15 protein-coding genes and 1 pseudogene are annotated in these 17294 nt (G+C 59.7%); 12 read left to right on the top strand and 4 right to left on the bottom strand.

What is annotated here, in order from left to right:
* From QEH57_RS05870 to QEH57_RS05860, 3 genes are all read left to right on the top strand, one after another.
* A complete protein-coding gene (locus QEH57_RS05870; RefSeq protein ID WP_309005759.1) occupies positions 1–1179 on the top strand; it encodes a protein-L-isoaspartate O-methyltransferase in 1179 nt (392 codons plus the stop codon).
* Positions 1180–1256: 77 nt separating this feature from the next.
* Positions 1257–2189, top strand: a complete 933-nt coding sequence (locus tag QEH57_RS05865; protein ID WP_309005758.1) for an archaemetzincin — start codon at positions 1257–1259, stop codon at positions 2187–2189.
* Positions 2190–2265: 76 nt separating this feature from the next.
* Complete coding sequence (locus tag QEH57_RS05860; protein WP_309005757.1) at positions 2266–3237, top strand: hypothetical protein; 972 nt, start codon at positions 2266–2268, stop codon at positions 3235–3237.
* Between the two features lie 133 nt (positions 3238–3370).
* Here QEH57_RS05860 and QEH57_RS05855 read toward each other — a convergent pair whose 3' ends face one another.
* The gene (locus QEH57_RS05855; RefSeq protein WP_309005756.1) at positions 3371–3943 is read right to left on the bottom strand and encodes a hypothetical protein; all 573 of its coding nucleotides are present in this window, start codon (positions 3941–3943) and stop codon (positions 3371–3373) included.
* Positions 3944–4236: 293 nt separating this feature from the next.
* Between QEH57_RS05855 and QEH57_RS05850 the strand changes: the two genes are divergently transcribed.
* Genes QEH57_RS05850 through QEH57_RS05840 form a run of 3 tightly spaced genes read left to right on the top strand, consistent with a single transcriptional unit; the run spans position 4237 to position 8120 of the window.
* Complete coding sequence (locus tag QEH57_RS05850) at positions 4237–6798, top strand: DUF3516 domain-containing protein (RefSeq protein ID WP_309005755.1); 2562 nt, start codon at positions 4237–4239, stop codon at positions 6796–6798.
* A 49-nt stretch (positions 6799–6847) separates the two neighbouring features.
* The gene (locus tag QEH57_RS05845) at positions 6848–7333 is read left to right on the top strand and encodes a hypothetical protein (protein ID WP_309005754.1); all 486 of its coding nucleotides are present in this window, start codon (positions 6848–6850) and stop codon (positions 7331–7333) included.
* Positions 7334–7355: 22 nt separating this feature from the next.
* On the top strand, positions 7356–8120 hold the full coding sequence (locus QEH57_RS05840) for a class I SAM-dependent methyltransferase (RefSeq protein WP_309005753.1): 765 nt from the start codon (positions 7356–7358) through the stop codon (positions 8118–8120).
* 8 nt (positions 8121–8128) lie between these two features.
* Here the strand turns inward: QEH57_RS05840 and QEH57_RS05835 are convergent, their stop codons facing one another.
* The gene (locus QEH57_RS05835) at positions 8129–9712 is read right to left on the bottom strand and encodes a class I adenylate-forming enzyme family protein (RefSeq protein WP_309005752.1); all 1584 of its coding nucleotides are present in this window, start codon (positions 9710–9712) and stop codon (positions 8129–8131) included.
* Positions 9713–9790: 78 nt separating this feature from the next.
* Here QEH57_RS05835 and QEH57_RS05830 point away from each other — a divergent pair, with 78 nt between their 5' ends.
* The 4 genes from QEH57_RS05830 to QEH57_RS05815 all read left to right on the top strand — a co-directional run bounded on the left by QEH57_RS05830 (position 9791) and on the right by QEH57_RS05815 (position 13426).
* Positions 9791–10804 carry a lipase family protein gene (locus QEH57_RS05830; RefSeq protein WP_309005751.1) on the top strand — a complete coding sequence of 338 codons (1014 nt, stop codon included), beginning with the start codon at positions 9791–9793 and terminating at the stop codon, positions 10802–10804.
* A gap of 74 nt (positions 10805–10878) precedes the next feature.
* Positions 10879–11109 (top strand): hypothetical protein, encoded by a 231-nt coding sequence (locus QEH57_RS05825; RefSeq protein ID WP_309005750.1) that lies wholly within the window; start codon positions 10879–10881, stop codon positions 11107–11109.
* Positions 11100–12218, top strand: a complete 1119-nt coding sequence (locus tag QEH57_RS05820) for a hypothetical protein (protein ID WP_309005749.1) — start codon at positions 11100–11102, stop codon at positions 12216–12218. Before QEH57_RS05825 ends, QEH57_RS05820 begins: the two co-directional genes overlap by 10 nt.
* A 2-nt stretch (positions 12219–12220) precedes the next feature.
* A complete protein-coding gene (locus tag QEH57_RS05815) occupies positions 12221–13426 on the top strand; it encodes a redoxin domain-containing protein (protein ID WP_309005748.1) in 1206 nt (401 codons plus the stop codon).
* 253 nt (positions 13427–13679) lie between these two features.
* On the opposite strand, the gene QEH57_RS05810 is transcribed toward QEH57_RS05815, so the two are convergent.
* Together QEH57_RS05810 and QEH57_RS05805 are read right to left on the bottom strand one after the other, a co-directional pair.
* Positions 13680–14519, bottom strand: coding sequence for a hypothetical protein (locus tag QEH57_RS05810; RefSeq protein ID WP_309005747.1), 840 nt, complete (start codon positions 14517–14519; stop codon positions 13680–13682).
* A 238-nt stretch (positions 14520–14757) separates the two neighbouring features.
* A complete protein-coding gene (locus QEH57_RS05805; RefSeq protein WP_309005746.1) occupies positions 14758–16335 on the bottom strand; it encodes a bifunctional GNAT family N-acetyltransferase/carbon-nitrogen hydrolase family protein in 1578 nt (525 codons plus the stop codon).
* A 146-nt stretch (positions 16336–16481) separates the two neighbouring features.
* Here QEH57_RS05805 and QEH57_RS05800 point away from each other — a divergent pair, with 146 nt between their 5' ends.
* Both QEH57_RS05800 and QEH57_RS24935 read left to right on the top strand, forming a co-directional pair.
* Entirely contained in the window at positions 16482–16895 is a 414-nt protein-coding gene (locus QEH57_RS05800; RefSeq protein ID WP_309005745.1) for a hypothetical protein, read from the top strand.
* A 71-nt stretch (positions 16896–16966) separates the two neighbouring features.
* Positions 16967–17227 (top strand): annotated as a pseudogene (locus tag QEH57_RS24935) (DMT family protein); the annotation flags it as partial.
* Between the last annotated feature and the right edge of the window lie 67 nt (positions 17228–17294).

The raw sequence follows: 17294 nt of genomic DNA, 5'->3' as shown, positions 1-17294 counted from the left end.
GTGAAGGATCTAAGCGAAAAAGACGCCCCACTAGTAGCAGAGCACCAAGCAAACCTGCTTTTCGCAAGCGAACGCTTTTTCGAACGCGGACGCATCCCCAAAGCCATCCGCCGCGCCTTCCTCAAAACGCCGCGGCACCGCTTCGCCCCGCGCTTCTACTCCTCCCAAAGCCGCCAATGGGTCGACCTCGCCGAGGCCCCCATCCGCGACCACATCCCCGAGCTGTACTCCGACCACCCGCTCTGCATCTACCGCGACGAAAACGGACGCTCCCTCTCCACCGTGTCCCAACCCTCGCTCGTACTCTACATGCTCGATCTCCTGGAACTCGAGGAAGGGCACAGCGTGATCGAGCTCGGCGGCGGAAGCGGCTGGAACGCCGCCCTCATGGCCCGATTGGTGGGCCCCAGCGGCAAGGTCAAAAGCATCGAAATCATCGAATCCCTCGTCCATAACGCCCAGCAAAGCCTTGCCCAACTCGGCCTTTCGCAAGTCGATTTCAGCGCCGGCGACGCCAGTCTGGGAACCGATCGCTCCGAGCAGTTCGACCGCGGCGTCTTCACCGCCAGCGCCTGGGAGCTGCCCGCTTGCTTCTTCGAGCAAATCAAGGACCAAGGCCTCCTCCTCTTCGTCCTCAAGGCCCAACCCAACTACGACCTGCTCTGCCTGCTCAAAAAGTCCGGCAAGGGCGTCTTCGAAAGCCAACTACACTTCCACTGCAGCTTCGTCCCCGTCACCGGTTCCAGCAAGCTTCCCGAGCACCAAGCCCTGCAGATCTCGGATGTCGGGCTTCCGCACGCCGCGGAATTGAGCTGGGACGACATAAAAATACCGGGTACCGCAATCCCCGCCTTCATCGAGTTCGCCAAGCTCGTCTTCGACTGCCAGCAAACCTACCTGCTGCCAAGCCAGGAACTCGACTTCGACGAAGAGTTCTGGGGTATCCACAATCCGGATCAAAACAGCCTCATCCTCTTCAACGAAGACCGCCTGCAAGCCTACGGCGACGAAGCCTGCCTCGTTCTCCTACGCCGAGCGGCCAAGCGCTGGCAAAAGGCAGGTTCGCCCGAAACCGAAGACCTGAAGCTCTCCTTCCACGCCTCCTCCAGCGAGCTCTCCCCCAGCAACGACCAATGGCTCGTGCAACGCGGAAGCGCGACCCTGCTCTGGAGCCTCTAGCCCCGAGCCTCCGCTCCAATACAGGAAAAGTCGCAACCTCGTTTGACCGACAAGACTACATGTGTAGTCTTTAAAGCATGAAAGCCCTACCCCTGCTCTTTCTCGCGGCAGCCACCCCACTCCTGGCCGCTCCCACCATCGTACCGCCCAGCAACCACAAGCTCGCGCAAGCCCTGGGCGAAACGGAGGGCATCCCGCCGGAAATCCGTACCCTGTTCCTCGATACCTCCGACATCCTGCCCATCCCGCAACCGCAAGCCATCGACTGGCTTGCCTCCCAGCGCGAATCCGGACAAACCTTCGCTCAGTTCCAAGCGGGCCGGTACAACGTCCCCGACAGCGAACACCCCTACCTCTACCTCCAGCCCCTCGCAGCCGATAGCTTTGCCGCAGACGACCTCGAATTGCTACGCTACTACTGTAGCGCCTTTTTCAATACGAAGGTAAAGGTGCTCCAAGCGAAACCCTTCGATCCCCAAAAGATCCGCAGCCGAACCAACTCTTTCACCGGCGAGCTGCAACTCCATGGAGCCGACATCCTCAAGGACCTCGACCTCAATAAACCGGACGACGCTTACGCAGTGATCGCCTTCACCACCGTGGACCTCTACCCCGACGATTCCTGGAACTTCGTCTTCGGACTCGCCAACCTGCGCGAAAGCGTGGGCGTATTCAGTTTCGCGCGCTACGGCGACCGCGAAAAGGACGGAAACCGCTATCTCGAACGAGCCCTCAAGGTCATGACCCACGAGATCGGACACATGTACGGCATGAAGCACTGCACCTACTACCACTGCCTCATGAACGGTTCCAACAACCTCGGCGAAACCGATCGGGCGCCCCTGCACCTCTGCCCCGTTTGCTTGCGTAAGCTGCACGAAGCCACCCAGCCCGACCACCTCATGCGCTATACCAAACTCAAGAAAACCTACCAGAAGCTCGACCTCCCGGAAGCCACCCAGTTCGCCCAAGGTCGCGTCGAGCGGATCCTAAGACAAATTCTCGAATAGGCAGACGTAATAGGGCCTCACCTCGAGGCTATAAAAACACTCCAATCCAGCTCACCAACCCGAAGCCAATACCCCTATGCAAAAGACCGCCATCCTCGCCCTTGCCTTTGCTCTCTCGAACCCTCTGCTCGCCTGCGTCAATCCCGGCGACGAACACTACGCAGAGGTTCTCGCCCACCGCCACCTGCACGACTTTCTCGACCTGATCGACAACACTCGGATGGACGAAAGCGAAGTCGAAGCGAAGATCGAAGCGTTTGCAGCCAAGCAGAACGAAAAGCTCGGCGATTGGCTGACAGATTCAAGTGATCTCCTCCCCAGCCTCGAGGGTCCCAGTATCCAAGACATCGATACCAACAACTTCGACGTCAACACCGACACCGACTACCACCAACTGTCCCTAGACCTGAAGGACAATCCCAACTACTGGCAAGAGCGACTCCGCAAGGTCCGCGAGCCCGCCCAATCCCGTTCGCCCGCCTTCGAAATCCTTAACGAATACGCCGCAGCCCTCATTTTCACCGGAGACTACGAAGAAGCGATCCAGTCGCTCAAAAAGCAGGAAAAACTCTACCCCGGAAAATACGAAACCGCCACCAACATCGGCACCGCCTACGAACTGAGCGGCAAGCTCAAGCAAGCGAAAAAGTGGATCGCCACCGGACGCCAGCGAAACCCGAGCTCCCACCAAGGCTCGGAGTGGCTGCACTCCGCCATCCTCGATGCGAAAATCGCCCTCGAAAAGAATCCTGACTGGTTGCAAAACCATTATGTCTCCACAGCAGAGTTCGATTGGAGCAACGCCCAGATACGCATGAAAACGCGCGACGCGATCATGATCCAACTGAGCGAACGATTGGTTTTCGTAAAGGCCCCTGATCCCATCGTATCGAGCCTCTTCTTCGAACTCGGAACCATCTACGAATACGAGAACTCAATCCAGCACGCTGAACGATTCTACCAGAAGTCATTGGAATTTGGAGACATCAGGCGACAAGCGATTGAAGAACAGCGGGCCCAGAGAAACGCCTCGATCCACGACCACTGAGTCTGCGAAAAGCGTCCGTGCGACCCGGTCCCCGAGAAACAAAAAAGAGACCACCGCTTCTCGCAGTGGTCTCCCCTTAACTCAGATACAAAGCGCAAAGGTATCGATCAGACCTCGCCCGATCGGGCTGGGACTAAAACGCCCAGCGACCTGAAATCTGAAACGCTGTCTCTTCGACTTCCGTGTTGTAGCTGACGCCAACGCCTGCGTTGAGCTTTTCCGTCAGCCAGTAGTTGTATTCGAAAGTCCCAGTTACGCCTAGATCGCCATAGTCTTGCGTATCCAAAAACGAGAGCGTCAGGTCGATGTTGCTCTTCTCGTCCAACTCGTACTGGGAGCCGATTCCCACGCCGTAGACAAGCTCCCGCTCGTTCCACCAAGGAGTCAGGTCGATCGACGCGTATCCAACGATCGGCGCGAAATACACCTTCCAGTTCTCCTCGGTTCCCACGTCGCCGTAGAACTTCAGGTCGAGCATGCCGGCAACCACGTCGCCGTCGTCGCTTTCGCCGACTTCGAAGTAGAGGTCGAGCCCATCCTTCAACTTCGTGTTGAAACCAACGGAAACCGCCAGCTCGTTGAAGTCCTCGTCCGTTCCCAAGGACAAGCTTGCGTAGCGCTGGCCAAGCAAGCCTTCGCCGTATGTTGACACCGCGGAAGCCGCCAACGCGACGCTTCCGATCAATAGGGTTTTAATCGTTTTCATGGTTTGTAGTTTGATGCGATCCCAGCGTAGCAACTGGAACGGCGAGATCCCTGTTTTCACCCAACAAAGAGTCAATACCTAATTATCATACGCATACCCCTTGAGGTATTCTCTCCGAGTCTGCGGTCGGATAGACTCCCTCGAGACGTCGCGCCGGCGGAGGCGTCCCTATGAATATTTCCTCTTCACTTTCGCCTCGCCATCCGCAAGCTCCGCCCTTCCACATCCAAGCAAAAGAGCCTCGGCGCCCACCACGATCCGCGCCGCACGCCTAGCCCAAACCATCCCATCCTTTGACCTTTCCGCTCGAGCCAGCAACCGACACCCAAGATCCAGACGAACTCCTGGAGCGATTCCTCGACTACACCGCCGTCAAAGGCATCGAGCTCTATCCCGCCCAGGAGGAGGCCATCCTGGAGATTTTCGCAGGCAAGCACGTCATCCTCAATACCCCGACCGGCTCCGGCAAGTCCCTCGTCGCCGCCGCCATGCACTTCTACTCGGCCTCGCTCGGGCGACGCTCCGCCTACACCTGCCCCATCAAGGCCCTCGTCAACGAGAAGTTCCTCGCCCTCTGTCGCGACTTCGGTCCGGAAAACGTCGGCATGATGACCGGCGACGCCTCCGTAAACCGCAACGCTCCCATCCTCTGCTGCACCGCGGAGATCCTTTCCAACATCGCCCTGCGCGACGGCGAAAAGGCCAAGGTCCACGACGTCATCATGGACGAGTTCCACTACTACTCGGACCACGAACGCGGAGTCGCCTGGCAAGTTCCCTTGCTCACCCTGCCCCAGGCGAAGTTTCTTCTAATCTCCGCCACCCTCGGCGAAACCGCCTTCTTCTCCCGCGGCCTCGAAGACCTCACCGGAGTCGAGTGCGTCACTGTATCCAGCAAACAACGACCGGTCCCCCTCGAGTTCACTTACCTCGAAATCCCCATGGTGGAAGCCCTCGACAAGCTGAAGGAGCAAAACAAGCTCCCCTGCTACATCGTGCACTTCACCCAGCGGGCCGCCTCCGACACCGCCCAAAATCTCCTCAGCTACAACGCCTGCTCCAAGGAGGAAAAAGCCTTCATCAAGGAAGAGCTCAAGGGCGTCGCCTTCACCAGCCCCTTCGGAAAGGAGATCAAGAAGTTCCTCCTCAACGGCATCGGACTCCACCATGCCGGACTCCTGCCCAAGTACCGCGTGCTCGTCGAAAAGTTCGCCCAAAAGGGACTGCTCAAATTCATCTGCGGCACCGACACCCTCGGCGTCGGCGTCAACGTGCCCATCCGCACCGTCCTCTTCACCCAGCTCTGCAAGTACGGCGGACGCAAGACCTCCATCCTCTCCGCCCGCGACTTCCACCAAATCTCCGGCCGGGCCGGACGCAAGGGGTATGACGATCATGGATACGTCGTCGCCCTCGCTCCCGAACACGTCATCGAAAACAAGCGGGCCGAAGCCCGAGCCGGCACCGACGCCAAGAAAAAGAAGAAGCTGGTCAAAAAGAAGCCGCCCGCCAAGGGCTACGTCCAGTGGGACGAGGAAACCTACCTCAAGCTGCAAAACGCCCCCGCCGAGCCGCTGGAGTCGCGCTTCCAAGTCTCCCACGGCATGCTGCTCAACGTGCTCAGCCGCGAAGGCGACGGATGCCGGGCCATGCGAAAGCTCATCGACGACTCCCACAACCTGCCCGGAACCAAGCCCGCCCTCCGAAAAAAAGCCTTCCAGCTCTTCCGCGCCCTCGTCGAACGCGAGATCATTGAAATCGCCCCGCCGGGCTCCACCGGCCAAAAGCTCACCGTAAACGTCGAGCTGCAGGACGACTTCTCGCTCAACCAAACCCTCTCCCTTTACTGCATCGACACCCTCGCCCTGCTGGACGAGAAGGATCCCGACTACGCCCTCAAGCTCCTCAGCCTCGCCGAGTCCATCCTCGAAAACCCCGACATCATCCTGCGCAAGCAGCTCGACAAGCTTAAGACCGACAAGATGGCCGAGATGAAAGCCGACGGCATCGAATACGACGAACGTATCGAAAAACTGGAGGCAATGGAGTACCCCAAGCCGGAAGCCGACTTCATCTACGAAACCTTCAACGAATTCGCCCGCAAGCACCCCTGGGTCGGCTCCGAAAACATCAAGCCCAAGTCCATCGCCCGCGAGATGTTCGAGCGCTACAGCAGCTTCTCCGACTACATCAACCTCTACGGCTTGCAACGCGCCGAAGGCCTCGTGCTGCGCCACATCACCAATGTCTACCGCGTCCTCGAAAACACCATCCCCGAAGGTTTCCGCGACGACCAGGTCGACGAGATGATCATCTACTTCGAACACCTGCTCCGCCACGTCGACTCCAGCCTCATCGACGAGTGGGAGCTCATGCGCAACCCCGACTACATCGCCAGCGCCGGCGACGCCGATTCCCTCCCCGACAGCGATCGAGCCGCCGACATCACTCGCGACAAGTCCGCCTTCACCCGCCTCGTACGCAACGAACTCTTCAACTTCATCAGTCTACTCGCCTCCGGCCAGTACAAGGACCTCGAAGAAGCCTACGACCTCGCTCCCCTGTTCAGCGAAACCCACGACGAAACTCCCAAGTGGCTCGACGTCGAACTGGAGAATCGCATGGAAGCCTTCTACGAAACCAGATCTTGGATACGCCTCGATCCCGCCGCTCGCAACAAGGAGCACACCCATATCACCGAGTCCGACGACCGCCGCACCTGGACCGTAGAACAAATGCTCATCGACTCCGAAGACCAAAACGACTGGGCCCTCACCATCGAGGTCGACCTCCTCGCCTCCAAGGAACTCGAAAAAGTCGTCTTCCAGCTCGTCAGCCTAAAGCCCATTTCCTAAACTCGAAGCCCTCCGCCTTTAGCCAAACACCGCTCCACCGCCTTCCATCATGCTTCCCGCCCTCAGCTACACCACCCTCGACGAGTTCGACGACGACTACGTCGCCGCCCTTATCGAAGAAGCCGCCGAACTCGCCAAAGAGCACACTTGGTGGAATCAGCCCTTCGCCCTCCAGGCCGACTCGAAGAACGCAAACCTCCTCAGCGGCAGCACCAAGCTCATGCACCGCTACCTCACCGGCAGCGACGGCAAACCCGTCAAGATCGACTACCGCGACGACGTGCTCATGGGCGCCGTCGATACCCTCGCCCTTCTCGAGATGCTCACCCTGCTGAGCAAGGAACACGAATTCGCCTGGCAAGTTTTCCTCCCCGCCGAACCCCGCCCCAAGCCCGCCGGCCGCATCATCGACGGCGAAATCGAACCTCGCCTCTTCGAGCTCATCATGCCAGAAGTCGACGCCAACGAAATCTCCGAACAAGAGCTCGAAGACGCCGCCCTCCACCAAAAGATCCGCGCCAAATACGGACTCTAAGCAACACACAAGCCACGCCAGCATGCCCGACTCTTCCCCTGCCCCCGAACAACCGCGGATGAACCGCGAGCTATGGGAAGACGTCTCCGCAGACTACGCCAACAAAGTCCTCAGCGTATTCGAAAATGACCGACTCGGCCTCGTCACCCAGCGCATCGAAGCCTACGGCAAGGCCCATCCCAACGCCACCGCCGCCGACCTCGGATGCGGCGTCGGACACTTCACCCCCACCCTCGCCAAGTCCTTCGCCAGCGTCGAAGCCTGCGACCTTTCCTCGGGCGGCGTCGAAGCCACCCGCCTAAGCTGCTCCGACTTCCAAAACGTAAACTACAACCGACTCGATCTCAGCTCCGATCCCATGCCCTTCGAGCCGGTCGACTTCGCCCTCTGCGTCAACGTCCTCATCATGCCCTCGCTCGACGAGCGCCTGCGAGCCTGGCGCTGCGTCACCAACCAAGTCGCCAGCGGCGGCACCCTCCTGCTGGTCGTGCCGTCCCTCGAATCCATCCAGATGGACCTCATCCAACGCATCGACGGACTCATCGACCAGGGACACAGCTGCGAGGACGCCCTCGAAGAAGGCCAATCCTCCCGAGCCACCGCCGCCGACCTGCAGCAAGGCGTCCACCGTCTTGACTCCCTCCCCACCAAGCACTACTTCGCCGACGAACTCAAATACCTGCTCTCCGAGCATGAATTCGACATCGAAGAAATGCTGAAAATCCAGTATTCAAATTCCAATCACGCCGACTCTTGGGATTGGCTCGTAAGCGCCGTGCGACGCTGAGAGACTGCCTAAAAAAGCGCTTTAATTCGGGCCAGGATCCCGTAGCGACGGGCCAAAGCGTCACGCGAGAGCTTAGGAATTCGCTCCACGAAGAAAAAGTCCAAGATCAGCTTCGTGTCCTCCGCCTCTGCTCCGAGCTGCAACAGCTCCGCCTTGAACTTCGACTCGGCCAGCTCATCCTTCGGCAACGCTCCCGGCTTCACCGCCACCACGATTGCAGGACGTGCCCCCGCCTTCGACTTCAGGGCGATGAGGCGGGTCTCCACCACATTTTCATGACGCAGGAAAACCGCTTCGCACCGTGCCGGCAGAAAGACGCCAAAAGGAACTTTCACTACATCGTCCGAGCGACCGCAGAGGAGCAGCTCTCCTTCCTCACTCCGCTCCGCCATGTATCCAGTTTCCAACCACTCCGCTGCGACGGAACCGCAAAGCGGGCCACTTAGGCGAAGGGCCCCGACATTGCCACCCGGGCAAGCATCCGTCGTCTCGACCTCCGCTGCTAAGCCTGGCAGCAAACAGCCAACTCCCAACCGTTCCCGATCGCAGCTATCTCCGTCGCCCAACCAGCGACGCACCGCGACCACCGGAGCGAAATAGAGTCCGAAAAGAGACCAAATTTCTGCCGCCGGCAAAACCCGGTGCAAGCGCTCGATCCAAGCCGCGTCCAAGCGCCCGTCCGTATCCACAAAAACAATGCCTACCTGCGGCAGAGTCTTCGCTCCCGCTTCGCAGGCCGCGAGGAAGCGATCCCATTCCGCCACAGTTCCCCGCATTCGGTTCACACCCAAATCCTCCACCACCGCTGGCAAATCGCCAAAGTCCGTTTTCCGATCCAAGCCGAACCCCGCTTCCGCAAAAACCTCGCACACGCCCAAGCTCGGCCAAAGCACGCTGCTCAAGGCATCTCGCACGACCTCCGTATCCGCGCTTCCCATACCCAGATAGGAACGATAGCTCGCGATCATCGCCGCCAACTGCGTCGGACCGAACCGAACTGCCCGCGCCCTGCCCGCCGTATCTCGACGAAAGGCAACCAGGTCGGAACGCAAGCTAGGACAACGCTCGCTCGGGAGCTGGCTCGACTTCACTCCGGGCGCCAGCCGCATCAAGGGACTCTCGATCTCCAGCACCTCGCACCTGTCCGCTAAAGCGCGGCGCGTTCGCTTCGCCACGGCGCTCGAAACGATCACCCACGTGGGGGCAAACTGTTCCTGTACCTCCTCCGCGGACAGCGCCAGCGACTCCTCCGCCAGCCCCACCTCTACGCCCATTCGCAGCAGAGCATGGCTGGCCGCCACCATCGCCAAGCCGCAGGGCAACCAAAGCAGCACCCGATCCTCCGGGCCCACGCCCAAGCCTCGCAGCCGCTTCGCCCACGCATCCCGCTCGCACCTCAAGTCCGAATAGCTCAGGGCCAAGTAGCGCCAGGCCTCGCCACGCTTGGTGCGGGGATCCTTCAGGTACAGAGCCGGGCGATCCGGGGCGCGCCCAACCATCGCCTCGAAGGCTTTCAACAAATCGTCGCGGGCGCCGTCGACCGGCCAGCCTGGCCCCCGACTCGATGGCCAGGAGCAACTCTTAGCTTCCAAGTTCTCCGTTTTTACCTGACAATTCTTCACTCGCATCGGTCTCTAATTCGCACGTTTCCCTGCAATAGATGCGCCAGCTTGAAATTTATTCCCCCTCCTCCTCCCGTGCCCGCCTGCTTCGCCTCCTTTCGTTCCCGTCGCATTCCCCGGATCCTTGCGCTCTGCGCGCTTCTCGCCGCTCTCGTCCTCAAAGCCAAGGCCCAGGACCTCTCCCACGCCGCCCTCTTCGCCCCTAACACCAGCTTCCCCTACTTCGCCTCCTGCGGCCAGGTCGACACTCCCGAGCCCGATGCGTTCTCCCTCTCCATCGCCGCCCAACTGGCCCAATGCAGCCTGCTCATCTACGTCAAAGAGGACGCTTTCATCCAAGAACGCCTAGCCGAAGCCGGCTTCTCCGATAGCCAAACCTTCGACCAACTGGGAACCTACGCCTTCCTCGCGGAAAACGAGGGCAACCTCATAATCGCCTTCCGCGGCACCGAGACCGGCGACCAGACCGACTACCTGACCGACGCCAAGTTCAACCAAACCAGCTTCACCGAACACGGGACCGCCCATTCCGGATTCGTGGAAGCGCTCGCCCAGGTAAGCTCCGACCTTCGCCAGTCGATCGACGAACGGCTCCAGGAAAATCCAGGCAAACGGGTTTGGATTACCGGACACAGCATGGGCGGCGCCCTGGCCACCTTGTTCGCCATCGAGCATCCGGATCTCGTCAACGCCGTCTACACCTTCGGGGCCCCACGCACCGTCGGCCGCCAGTTGGCCGGGCACTGCCAAGCCAGCCTCCCGCTCTTTCGGATCGTCAACAACAACGACCTCGTGCCCCGACTCCCCTCTCCCCCTTTCTACGAACACATCGGATCCACCTATTTCCTGACCGCCGAACGAAGTCTCATCATCGACCCTGCGGGGCTCGAAACCTGGACGGAACGGGCCAAAGGACATAGCGAATTCCTCAAGCGCCTCGTCTCCGAACACTGGATGCGCAAGGACTTCTCCGCAATTCCCTCCGCCTATTTCGTAGATCACTCGCCCCGCCTCTACGCCGAACTCCTCATTGAACTGGCCGAGCAGGAAACCGCCGAGTAGGCCCTTCGGCCCACTTCCCCGGGGAACTTCAACTTTTTCGGGAATAAACGCCGCCTCGCGGCGCTCCTAGCCGTATGCGATCCCTTTGGCCACGCTTACGCTACCTCGGCCCGCTCGCCGCCTGCGCCCTCCTCGCCGGCTGCCAATCGGTCCCCGCCTACCAGCAGCAACACCTCTCCAAGCCGGGAATGACCTTTTCCGATTCCTTGGTCGAAACTGCCACCCCGAGCCTTACCGCCCAAATCGAGCCCGGCTCCCAAACCTCCGGCGGCGCCCAGGCCTCCGGCTGCTCCGCATGCCGCTAATGCACGCTCCCCAACCAACCGCCGCCGCAGGCGCCTTTCTCGCTGGCATCTGCTGCTTCCTCGCTCCTGCCGCCCCCGCCTTGGACTCGCTGGAATCCTCGCTCGAGGTACTGGACAGCGACCTGTTCACCCTTTCGCTCCTCACCCTTCGCGCCGAGCAAAGCGCCGGAAGTTGGTATCTGGATACCACTATCTCCCGTAGCGACTACGAGCTCGATTTCCAACCCGTGTCCTTCGACCTCCTCGGCCAAGCGGTCCGCATCGAGGAAAGCGCCCACTCCCTTAACCTCAACGCCAGCAAGCAGCTCGAAGACAACCTCACCCTCAAGATCGGGCTCGGCTACCGCGACGGTTTCTCCAACTACCGAGCCCTTTGGCTGGACACCTACTTCGACCAACACTTCTCGCCTCTCGAAGGCATTCCTGGATACGAGCTCTACCACGATGCTCAAGTATCCGCGAGCAGCCTTAGCGCCGGGCTTAAATGGGAATACCTTCCCGCCAACGGAATCGCAACCGTAACCGTTTCTCGAATACAGGACAACGTTTCTCCCGGCTACGAAATCGATTTCGACGGTATTCGACGCGGAGAACTCGTGCTCGCCAGCACCTCCCTCAGCCTCGTCACCGAAAACGTCCTCAACAAACGCATGCGGGCCCGCATGGCTCTCACCGCCACCGAGACCAGCGCCCGCGAAGTCCGCTACTCCGCAGAGCTCGCCTTCAATACCGCCCTCGGGGATCGCTTCGTCTGGCGAAACAAGCTGGGAGTCGCCACCGAAAAGCCGCAGTTCGACGCCTACTTCTTCGATACTTCGCTCGAATACCAAATCAGCGATCCTCTTGCCCTCTACCTGCAAGCCCGACGCTACGCCGATACCGGCGAGATAGAAAACGCTCTGCTCTTCACCACCGCCGCCCCGGAGCTGGACAACGATTCACTCGCCCTGGGACTGCGCTACACCGGCCAAAACTGGTCCGCCAAGCTAGCCTTCACCCACTCCCACTCAGACTTCCAGGAAAACAACGTCAACGTCGACTTCTTCCGCAACCTCTACCGCGACACCGATTGGCTCAACCTGCAGCTCGCCCTCGCAAAACGATTCTAGGCATGAAGCGTCCACGCCCCAGCCCCAGTCACCTCGCCCTGTTCGCTCTCATCGCCTGCAGTTTAGCCCCCGCTGTATCCGCTCAACGGTACAGCCTCGGCGATATCGTGGAAGACTTCAGCCTCGTCGACCGAGCGACCAACCAACCGGTCAGCTTAAGCGACTTCGAAGGAAAAATCGTCTTTCTCGAGTGGTTCGCCTACTGGTGCCCCTTCTGCCAAGCCGCCGCCGAACAGATCGAAACGGGAATCGTGGGATACTACAAATCTCGCGGCGGCAACCAAAACGGAGTCCCCGTAATGCACGTGGGCATCAACCTCGAGGACGCCTCTCCAAGCCTGACCCAGCAATTCATCAACCGCTATGGCATGCAGCTCGTGCTGAACGACTTCGACGCCAACCTCGCTCGACGCTTCCAACCGAGCGGCCAACCGATCTTCGCCATCATCAACGGCGTCGCAAATTCTCCTAGCCACCAACAATGGGAGCTCGCGTACTCGCGCCTTGGATACGGTGACACCACCCACCCAATCTCCGAATTCCGAGCCGCCATCGAAACCATCCAAGCCGCCCCCCAGCTCGAGGCCCCTAACATCCTCAGCGGCCCCCAAGCCGCTCGCCTCGGAACCGGCTCGCCGCTGATGCTTGCCGTGCAAGCAACTGGCCAGGAACTCTCCTACCAGTGGAAAAAGGACGGGGATCTCCTCGCAGGGCAAACCAGCCCACTGCTGCAGATTCCCCAAGTAAGCCTCGCCGACTCCGGCAGCTACCTCGTCGAAGTGAGCAACCGCGCCGGACTTGCCAGCTCCGATCCCGTCGCCGTACAGGTCGTGCTCTCCCTGGAAGACTTCCTAGCCAACGCTGGACTCGCCGGCGAGGATTTGCTTCCCCAAGCGGATCCAGACTTCGACGGTTTCGCCAACGCGCTCGAATACCTCGCCCTGACCAACCCGAACGATCGCCACGAGCAACCCGACGCAAGCTTCGAATTCCTAAACGACGGCGACGTATCCGCCTTGCGTATACAATTTGCGAGCAGCGCCGAGACGATCGGCTACCAACTCACCGCTCGCTTCTGGTCCGAGCCGCCAGAGGCGGGAGCCGTTACTCGCGCGCTCGCCCTCGGGATCGACGAAACGATAACCCAAACCATCCCCGCCGAGGCAAAAACCTACCTAGCCCGCCTGCAAGCCACTCCCAGCCCCTAAAGCATTTTTCGTTTGATCATTCGCATAAGGTAGGGCGGGACCGCCGGGCACGCCGCGTTTCCCTCATCACACAAAACGAAAAACGCTCTAGCCGCACCTCGCCCGTGGACGGATTTTCCTTTATAACGTGTCAATCCTTACCCTTTGCGGTCGCAGCGCGGAGGGAACGCGCGCGACGAATCGACAGCCAACGATAGCGGGAGCTCGAAGTCCCCTCGCCATTGGGACGCCATCCTCGTTACGGATCTAAACTTTAGAAGCCGCGCGGACCGCGTCCATTGCCGCGCATCCGCTGCTGCTTGGGCACGGGCGGGATTTCCAAGTAAAGGCTGTACCACTCGTCCCCTAAACCTGCGTTGGAGAAGCTCTTCACGCGATCGTTGGAGAGGTGTTCCCAGTTCCGGGTAAAGGTTTCGACTCCGGTGGCTTCCTTGGCCTTCAGCAAGACCCGACGGGCTTCGTCCGGCTCGCCAGCCTTGACGTAGATCCACGACATCAATCCATACAACAAGGTGCCGCGAGAACCGCGAAACCACTTGATCCGGCGCTTGAAGACCTTTTTCGCGCCCTCCAAGTCATCGTTCTTATAGCAGCGGGCCATCCTCATGGCCACCGCCATGGGGTCCATCATCATCGGGCCCCTTAGGAAACCGCAGGTAGCAAGGATCTCGTCAACCTGCTCGAACTCCTTGAGCTGGTAGTGGAACTGCAGGCGCATGGTCGCAATCTGGCGGCCCGTGAGCAAGGACCACTTGCGAAACGGTTCCAGCCCCTTGGTGAGCTCAAGCCCCTCCCTGAACATGGCCCTTTGATCCGCTTCGAGCTGGCGTTGGATCTGCTTTACGTTCCCGCCGGGCTTGTTCTGGAACTGCTGCACCTTCATTTTCATGCGCCTCTGAGCGGCTAGCATGCGCTCCTGAAGCTCGTCCTGGACCTTGGACATCTTTTTGCGAACCAGGAAACCCACCAGGAAAAACGCGCCAACGAAACCGACGGTGCTTAAGAAGACCGTCATCCCCGTACTAACCTGCGAAGCGATCAAGGCGCCAGCGATTGTGGTAGCGACCAGTGCTGAAATGAGAAGTGAAAGCATACTTTGAGACCTTTTTGTCTAATGAAATTAATCCGTACTGTGATTTTCCCAAAGAGGAGACAGAGACAAAGAGGTCAACCCGTAATGCTTAAAGTCGGTCCAAACTTTAAGAGAGCCCCCCGCAAAAGCTCCTAAGACTTTTGCGAGATTATCAGATTCCGTCGGCGGTTCGGGCCCCACCCTTGAAGACTTGCCGACGCGGATTTCCTCCGCATTCGGCGACGAGCTGGAAAGATTCCTAGGAGAAGCGAACCCGCTTGATCGACTTGTGCGGCTTCAATCGATACAGGTCGCTTCGCCGCGCCCCCAGCGGCCTCACCGTGCCCACATCCCGCTGCATCGCCAACGTATTCAAATCCAAATCACAGATCACCACCGTCTCCGCGTTCGGGTCCGCCTCGCCGGCAATCGCATTTACCGGAAAGGCAAAGTCGCTCGGAGTAAACACCGCGGCCTGCCCGTAATTGATCAAGTAGTTCTCGTAGGTCGGCAAGTTCCCGACGTTGCCCGCCATCACCACGTAAACGTAGTTCTCGGTCGCCCGCGCCTGAGCGCAAAACCGCACTCGATTGTAGGCCTTCTTCTCGTCCGTGCTGTAGGGAACGAAAATCACCTCCGCTCCGGCTAGGGCCAACAAGCGGGACGCCTCCGGAAACTCCACGTCGTAGGAAAGCTGGATCGCCACCCGAGCCATCGACGTATCGAATATCTTGAGACGGTCCCCCGGCGTCATGCCCCATTCATTGAAATCCGTAGGCGTGATGTGCAGCTTCTCCTGGAAGTCGACCTGCCCGTCCGGACCGAAAAGGAAGCCGACGTTCTTGAGCGAACCGTCTTCGCCTTCCACCGGGATGGAGCCGCCTACGATGTACAAGCCATTCTTCTTGGCCAGCCCCGTCATCATCTCCAGGTAGCGATCCTTCATCTTGGCCAGCTCCCGGATGGCAACCTTCGGCTCCCAGTCCTGCGGCATCAGGCAAAAGAGCTGGGCCGTAAAAAGCTCCGGCATCACCAGAAAGTGGCTGTGGTAGCTGCTGGCAGTGGATACGAAGAATTTCACCGTCGACTCGAACTCCTCCCAGCTATGGATGCGACGCATCTCCCACTGGGCCGCGCACACGCGAATGCTTCGCACCGGACGCTTCAGCGGCGCCGCCGCGATCATGCGCCGAGCCGGGTCGAAGCTGGGATTCGGCATCTCCAGGTAGGTGGAGTAGTTCATGCTGGACTCGTCCGCCATGAAATCGAACAACACCCGCTTCACCCGGTAGCCCGCTCGCAGGTGGGCCAGCAGGGCATAGTCCTTGAGCTCTCCCTTTTCGACCTTCGCCACGAACTCCTCGGGAGTCATGCGGCCCGCGAATTCCCCGTATTGCGGAATCCGCCCGTAGGCGACCATGCGCCGCAGGTTGTACTTGGTCAGCAGTTCCTTTCGCTTCACGTACAACATGCTGGCAATGCGCCGCCCGCGGTAGTCGGGATGCACCGCGATGTCCGCCCCATACAGCGTATCTCCGCTGGGCTCGTGCGTGCTGAAGGTGTAGCTCCCCGTGATTTCCGAGTAGGTATAGACGTGCTTTTCTCCCAGATCGTCCAACTGCACGATCAAGGACGTCGCGTAGCCGACTACCTTGCCGTCCGCCTCCGCCAAGAACTGGCCTTCCGGAAACGCCGTCAGCTGCAGCTCGTGCAAGCGCTCGTCAAACACCTCTTCCGGGGCATAGTCAGGATAGGCCGCTTCGTGGCAGGCGATAATCCCAGGGATATCCTCAACCGTCCAGTTGCGTACGACGATCGAGTCAGTCTTGGAGTTCATAGTCCGTATGTATCAAATTTATCGGTACAAATAAGTTACGAAAATTCATAAATCGAGCGCAATATCTCGTTTGCAATATCTAAGCTTTGCAGCTACAAGTACCGCCGTTAACCGCCTTCCAGCCCAAGCAGCCAACTCAACTTTCCATGAAACCTACACGCAATCTTCCGATCCGCCACCTCTTCGCCCTCTTTGCCCTCTCGCTCTCCCTCAACCTCTTCGCCCAAAGCGCCGAGAAGACGGAGTTCGGCCCCTACGTCGCCCTCACCCGCGACAGCAACATCGTGAAGGACGTCAAGGTCGAGGAAAACGGCCGCATCTACCTCCTGCTCAATCCCGACTTCAAGGAAAAGGCCATCACCCTCAAGAACTCCTCCGGCAACAAGTCCGGCTACCGCAAGTGGCACAACGGCGAGTTCGAGCTCATTTCCCCCGCCAACCAAGGCAAAGCACCCAACGAATACACGGACTGGGTCACCACCAGCGGCAACTACGTGGAATACTACATGGACGGAAAACTCATCCTCCACCTCGCCAAAAAGTCCGTGGCAAACGGCTAAGATCGCCGCCCAACTCTCCGAGACAAAAGCGATTCCGCCCGCGCCAGGCCCACCCGCTCGCGGCCTCCCGCAAAGTCCCCGCCAACCGCATCGGGCACGGCGTCATGAACCTTGGCCAGCTCACGATCCTGCAGGAGTGCATCCTCCTGGCCGTATTCGTTCCCTTCGCCATCTTCTCTATGAAGGAGAACCTGAGCCTCGACTTCCTCTGGGCCGGCCTCTGCCTGCACGGCGCCGCCTTCTTCATCTTCCGGCCGGAAATGCTCAAGTGGCTTGCCTGCCCCGCCCAAGCCCCTCTTTCGGCTAAAACCGTCCCCTGCGCCTTGCCCTAGCCTCCAACCGGAGCTATCCGTATTCATCGGAGTCGACGAAACAAGCCACCGCCGGGAAAAGCCAGCC

It is taken from the genome of Pelagicoccus sp. SDUM812005, from assembly GCF_031127875.1.
GTDB lineage: Bacteria > Verrucomicrobiota > Verrucomicrobiia > Opitutales > Opitutaceae > Pelagicoccus.
This window is presented reverse-complemented; position numbering and strand designations above follow the sequence as displayed.

Bases quoted from the DNA above. Each gene is read 5' to 3' on its own strand.
- QEH57_RS05810 (WP_309005747.1), bottom strand. From the start codon at position 14,519: ATGCTTTCACTTCTCATTTCAGCACTGGTCGCTACCACAATCGCTGGC.
- QEH57_RS05840 (WP_309005753.1), top strand. From the start codon at position 7,356: ATGCCCGACTCTTCCCCTGCCCCCGAACAACCGCGGATGAACCGCGAG.
- QEH57_RS05800 (WP_309005745.1), top strand. From the start codon at position 16,482: ATGAAACCTACACGCAATCTTCCGATCCGCCACCTCTTCGCCCTCTTT.
- QEH57_RS05860 (WP_309005757.1), top strand. From the start codon at position 2,266: ATGCAAAAGACCGCCATCCTCGCCCTTGCCTTTGCTCTCTCGAACCCT.
- QEH57_RS05855 (WP_309005756.1), bottom strand. From the start codon at position 3,943: ATGAAAACGATTAAAACCCTATTGATCGGAAGCGTCGCGTTGGCGGCT.
- QEH57_RS05820 (WP_309005749.1), top strand. From the start codon at position 11,100: ATGCCGCTAATGCACGCTCCCCAACCAACCGCCGCCGCAGGCGCCTTT.
- QEH57_RS05815 (WP_309005748.1), top strand. From the start codon at position 12,221: ATGAAGCGTCCACGCCCCAGCCCCAGTCACCTCGCCCTGTTCGCTCTC.
- QEH57_RS05845 (WP_309005754.1), top strand. From the start codon at position 6,848: ATGCTTCCCGCCCTCAGCTACACCACCCTCGACGAGTTCGACGACGAC.
- QEH57_RS05805 (WP_309005746.1), bottom strand. From the start codon at position 16,335: ATGAACTCCAAGACTGACTCGATCGTCGTACGCAACTGGACGGTTGAG.
- QEH57_RS05825 (WP_309005750.1), top strand. From the start codon at position 10,879: ATGCGATCCCTTTGGCCACGCTTACGCTACCTCGGCCCGCTCGCCGCC.
- QEH57_RS05865 (WP_309005758.1), top strand. From the start codon at position 1,257: ATGAAAGCCCTACCCCTGCTCTTTCTCGCGGCAGCCACCCCACTCCTG.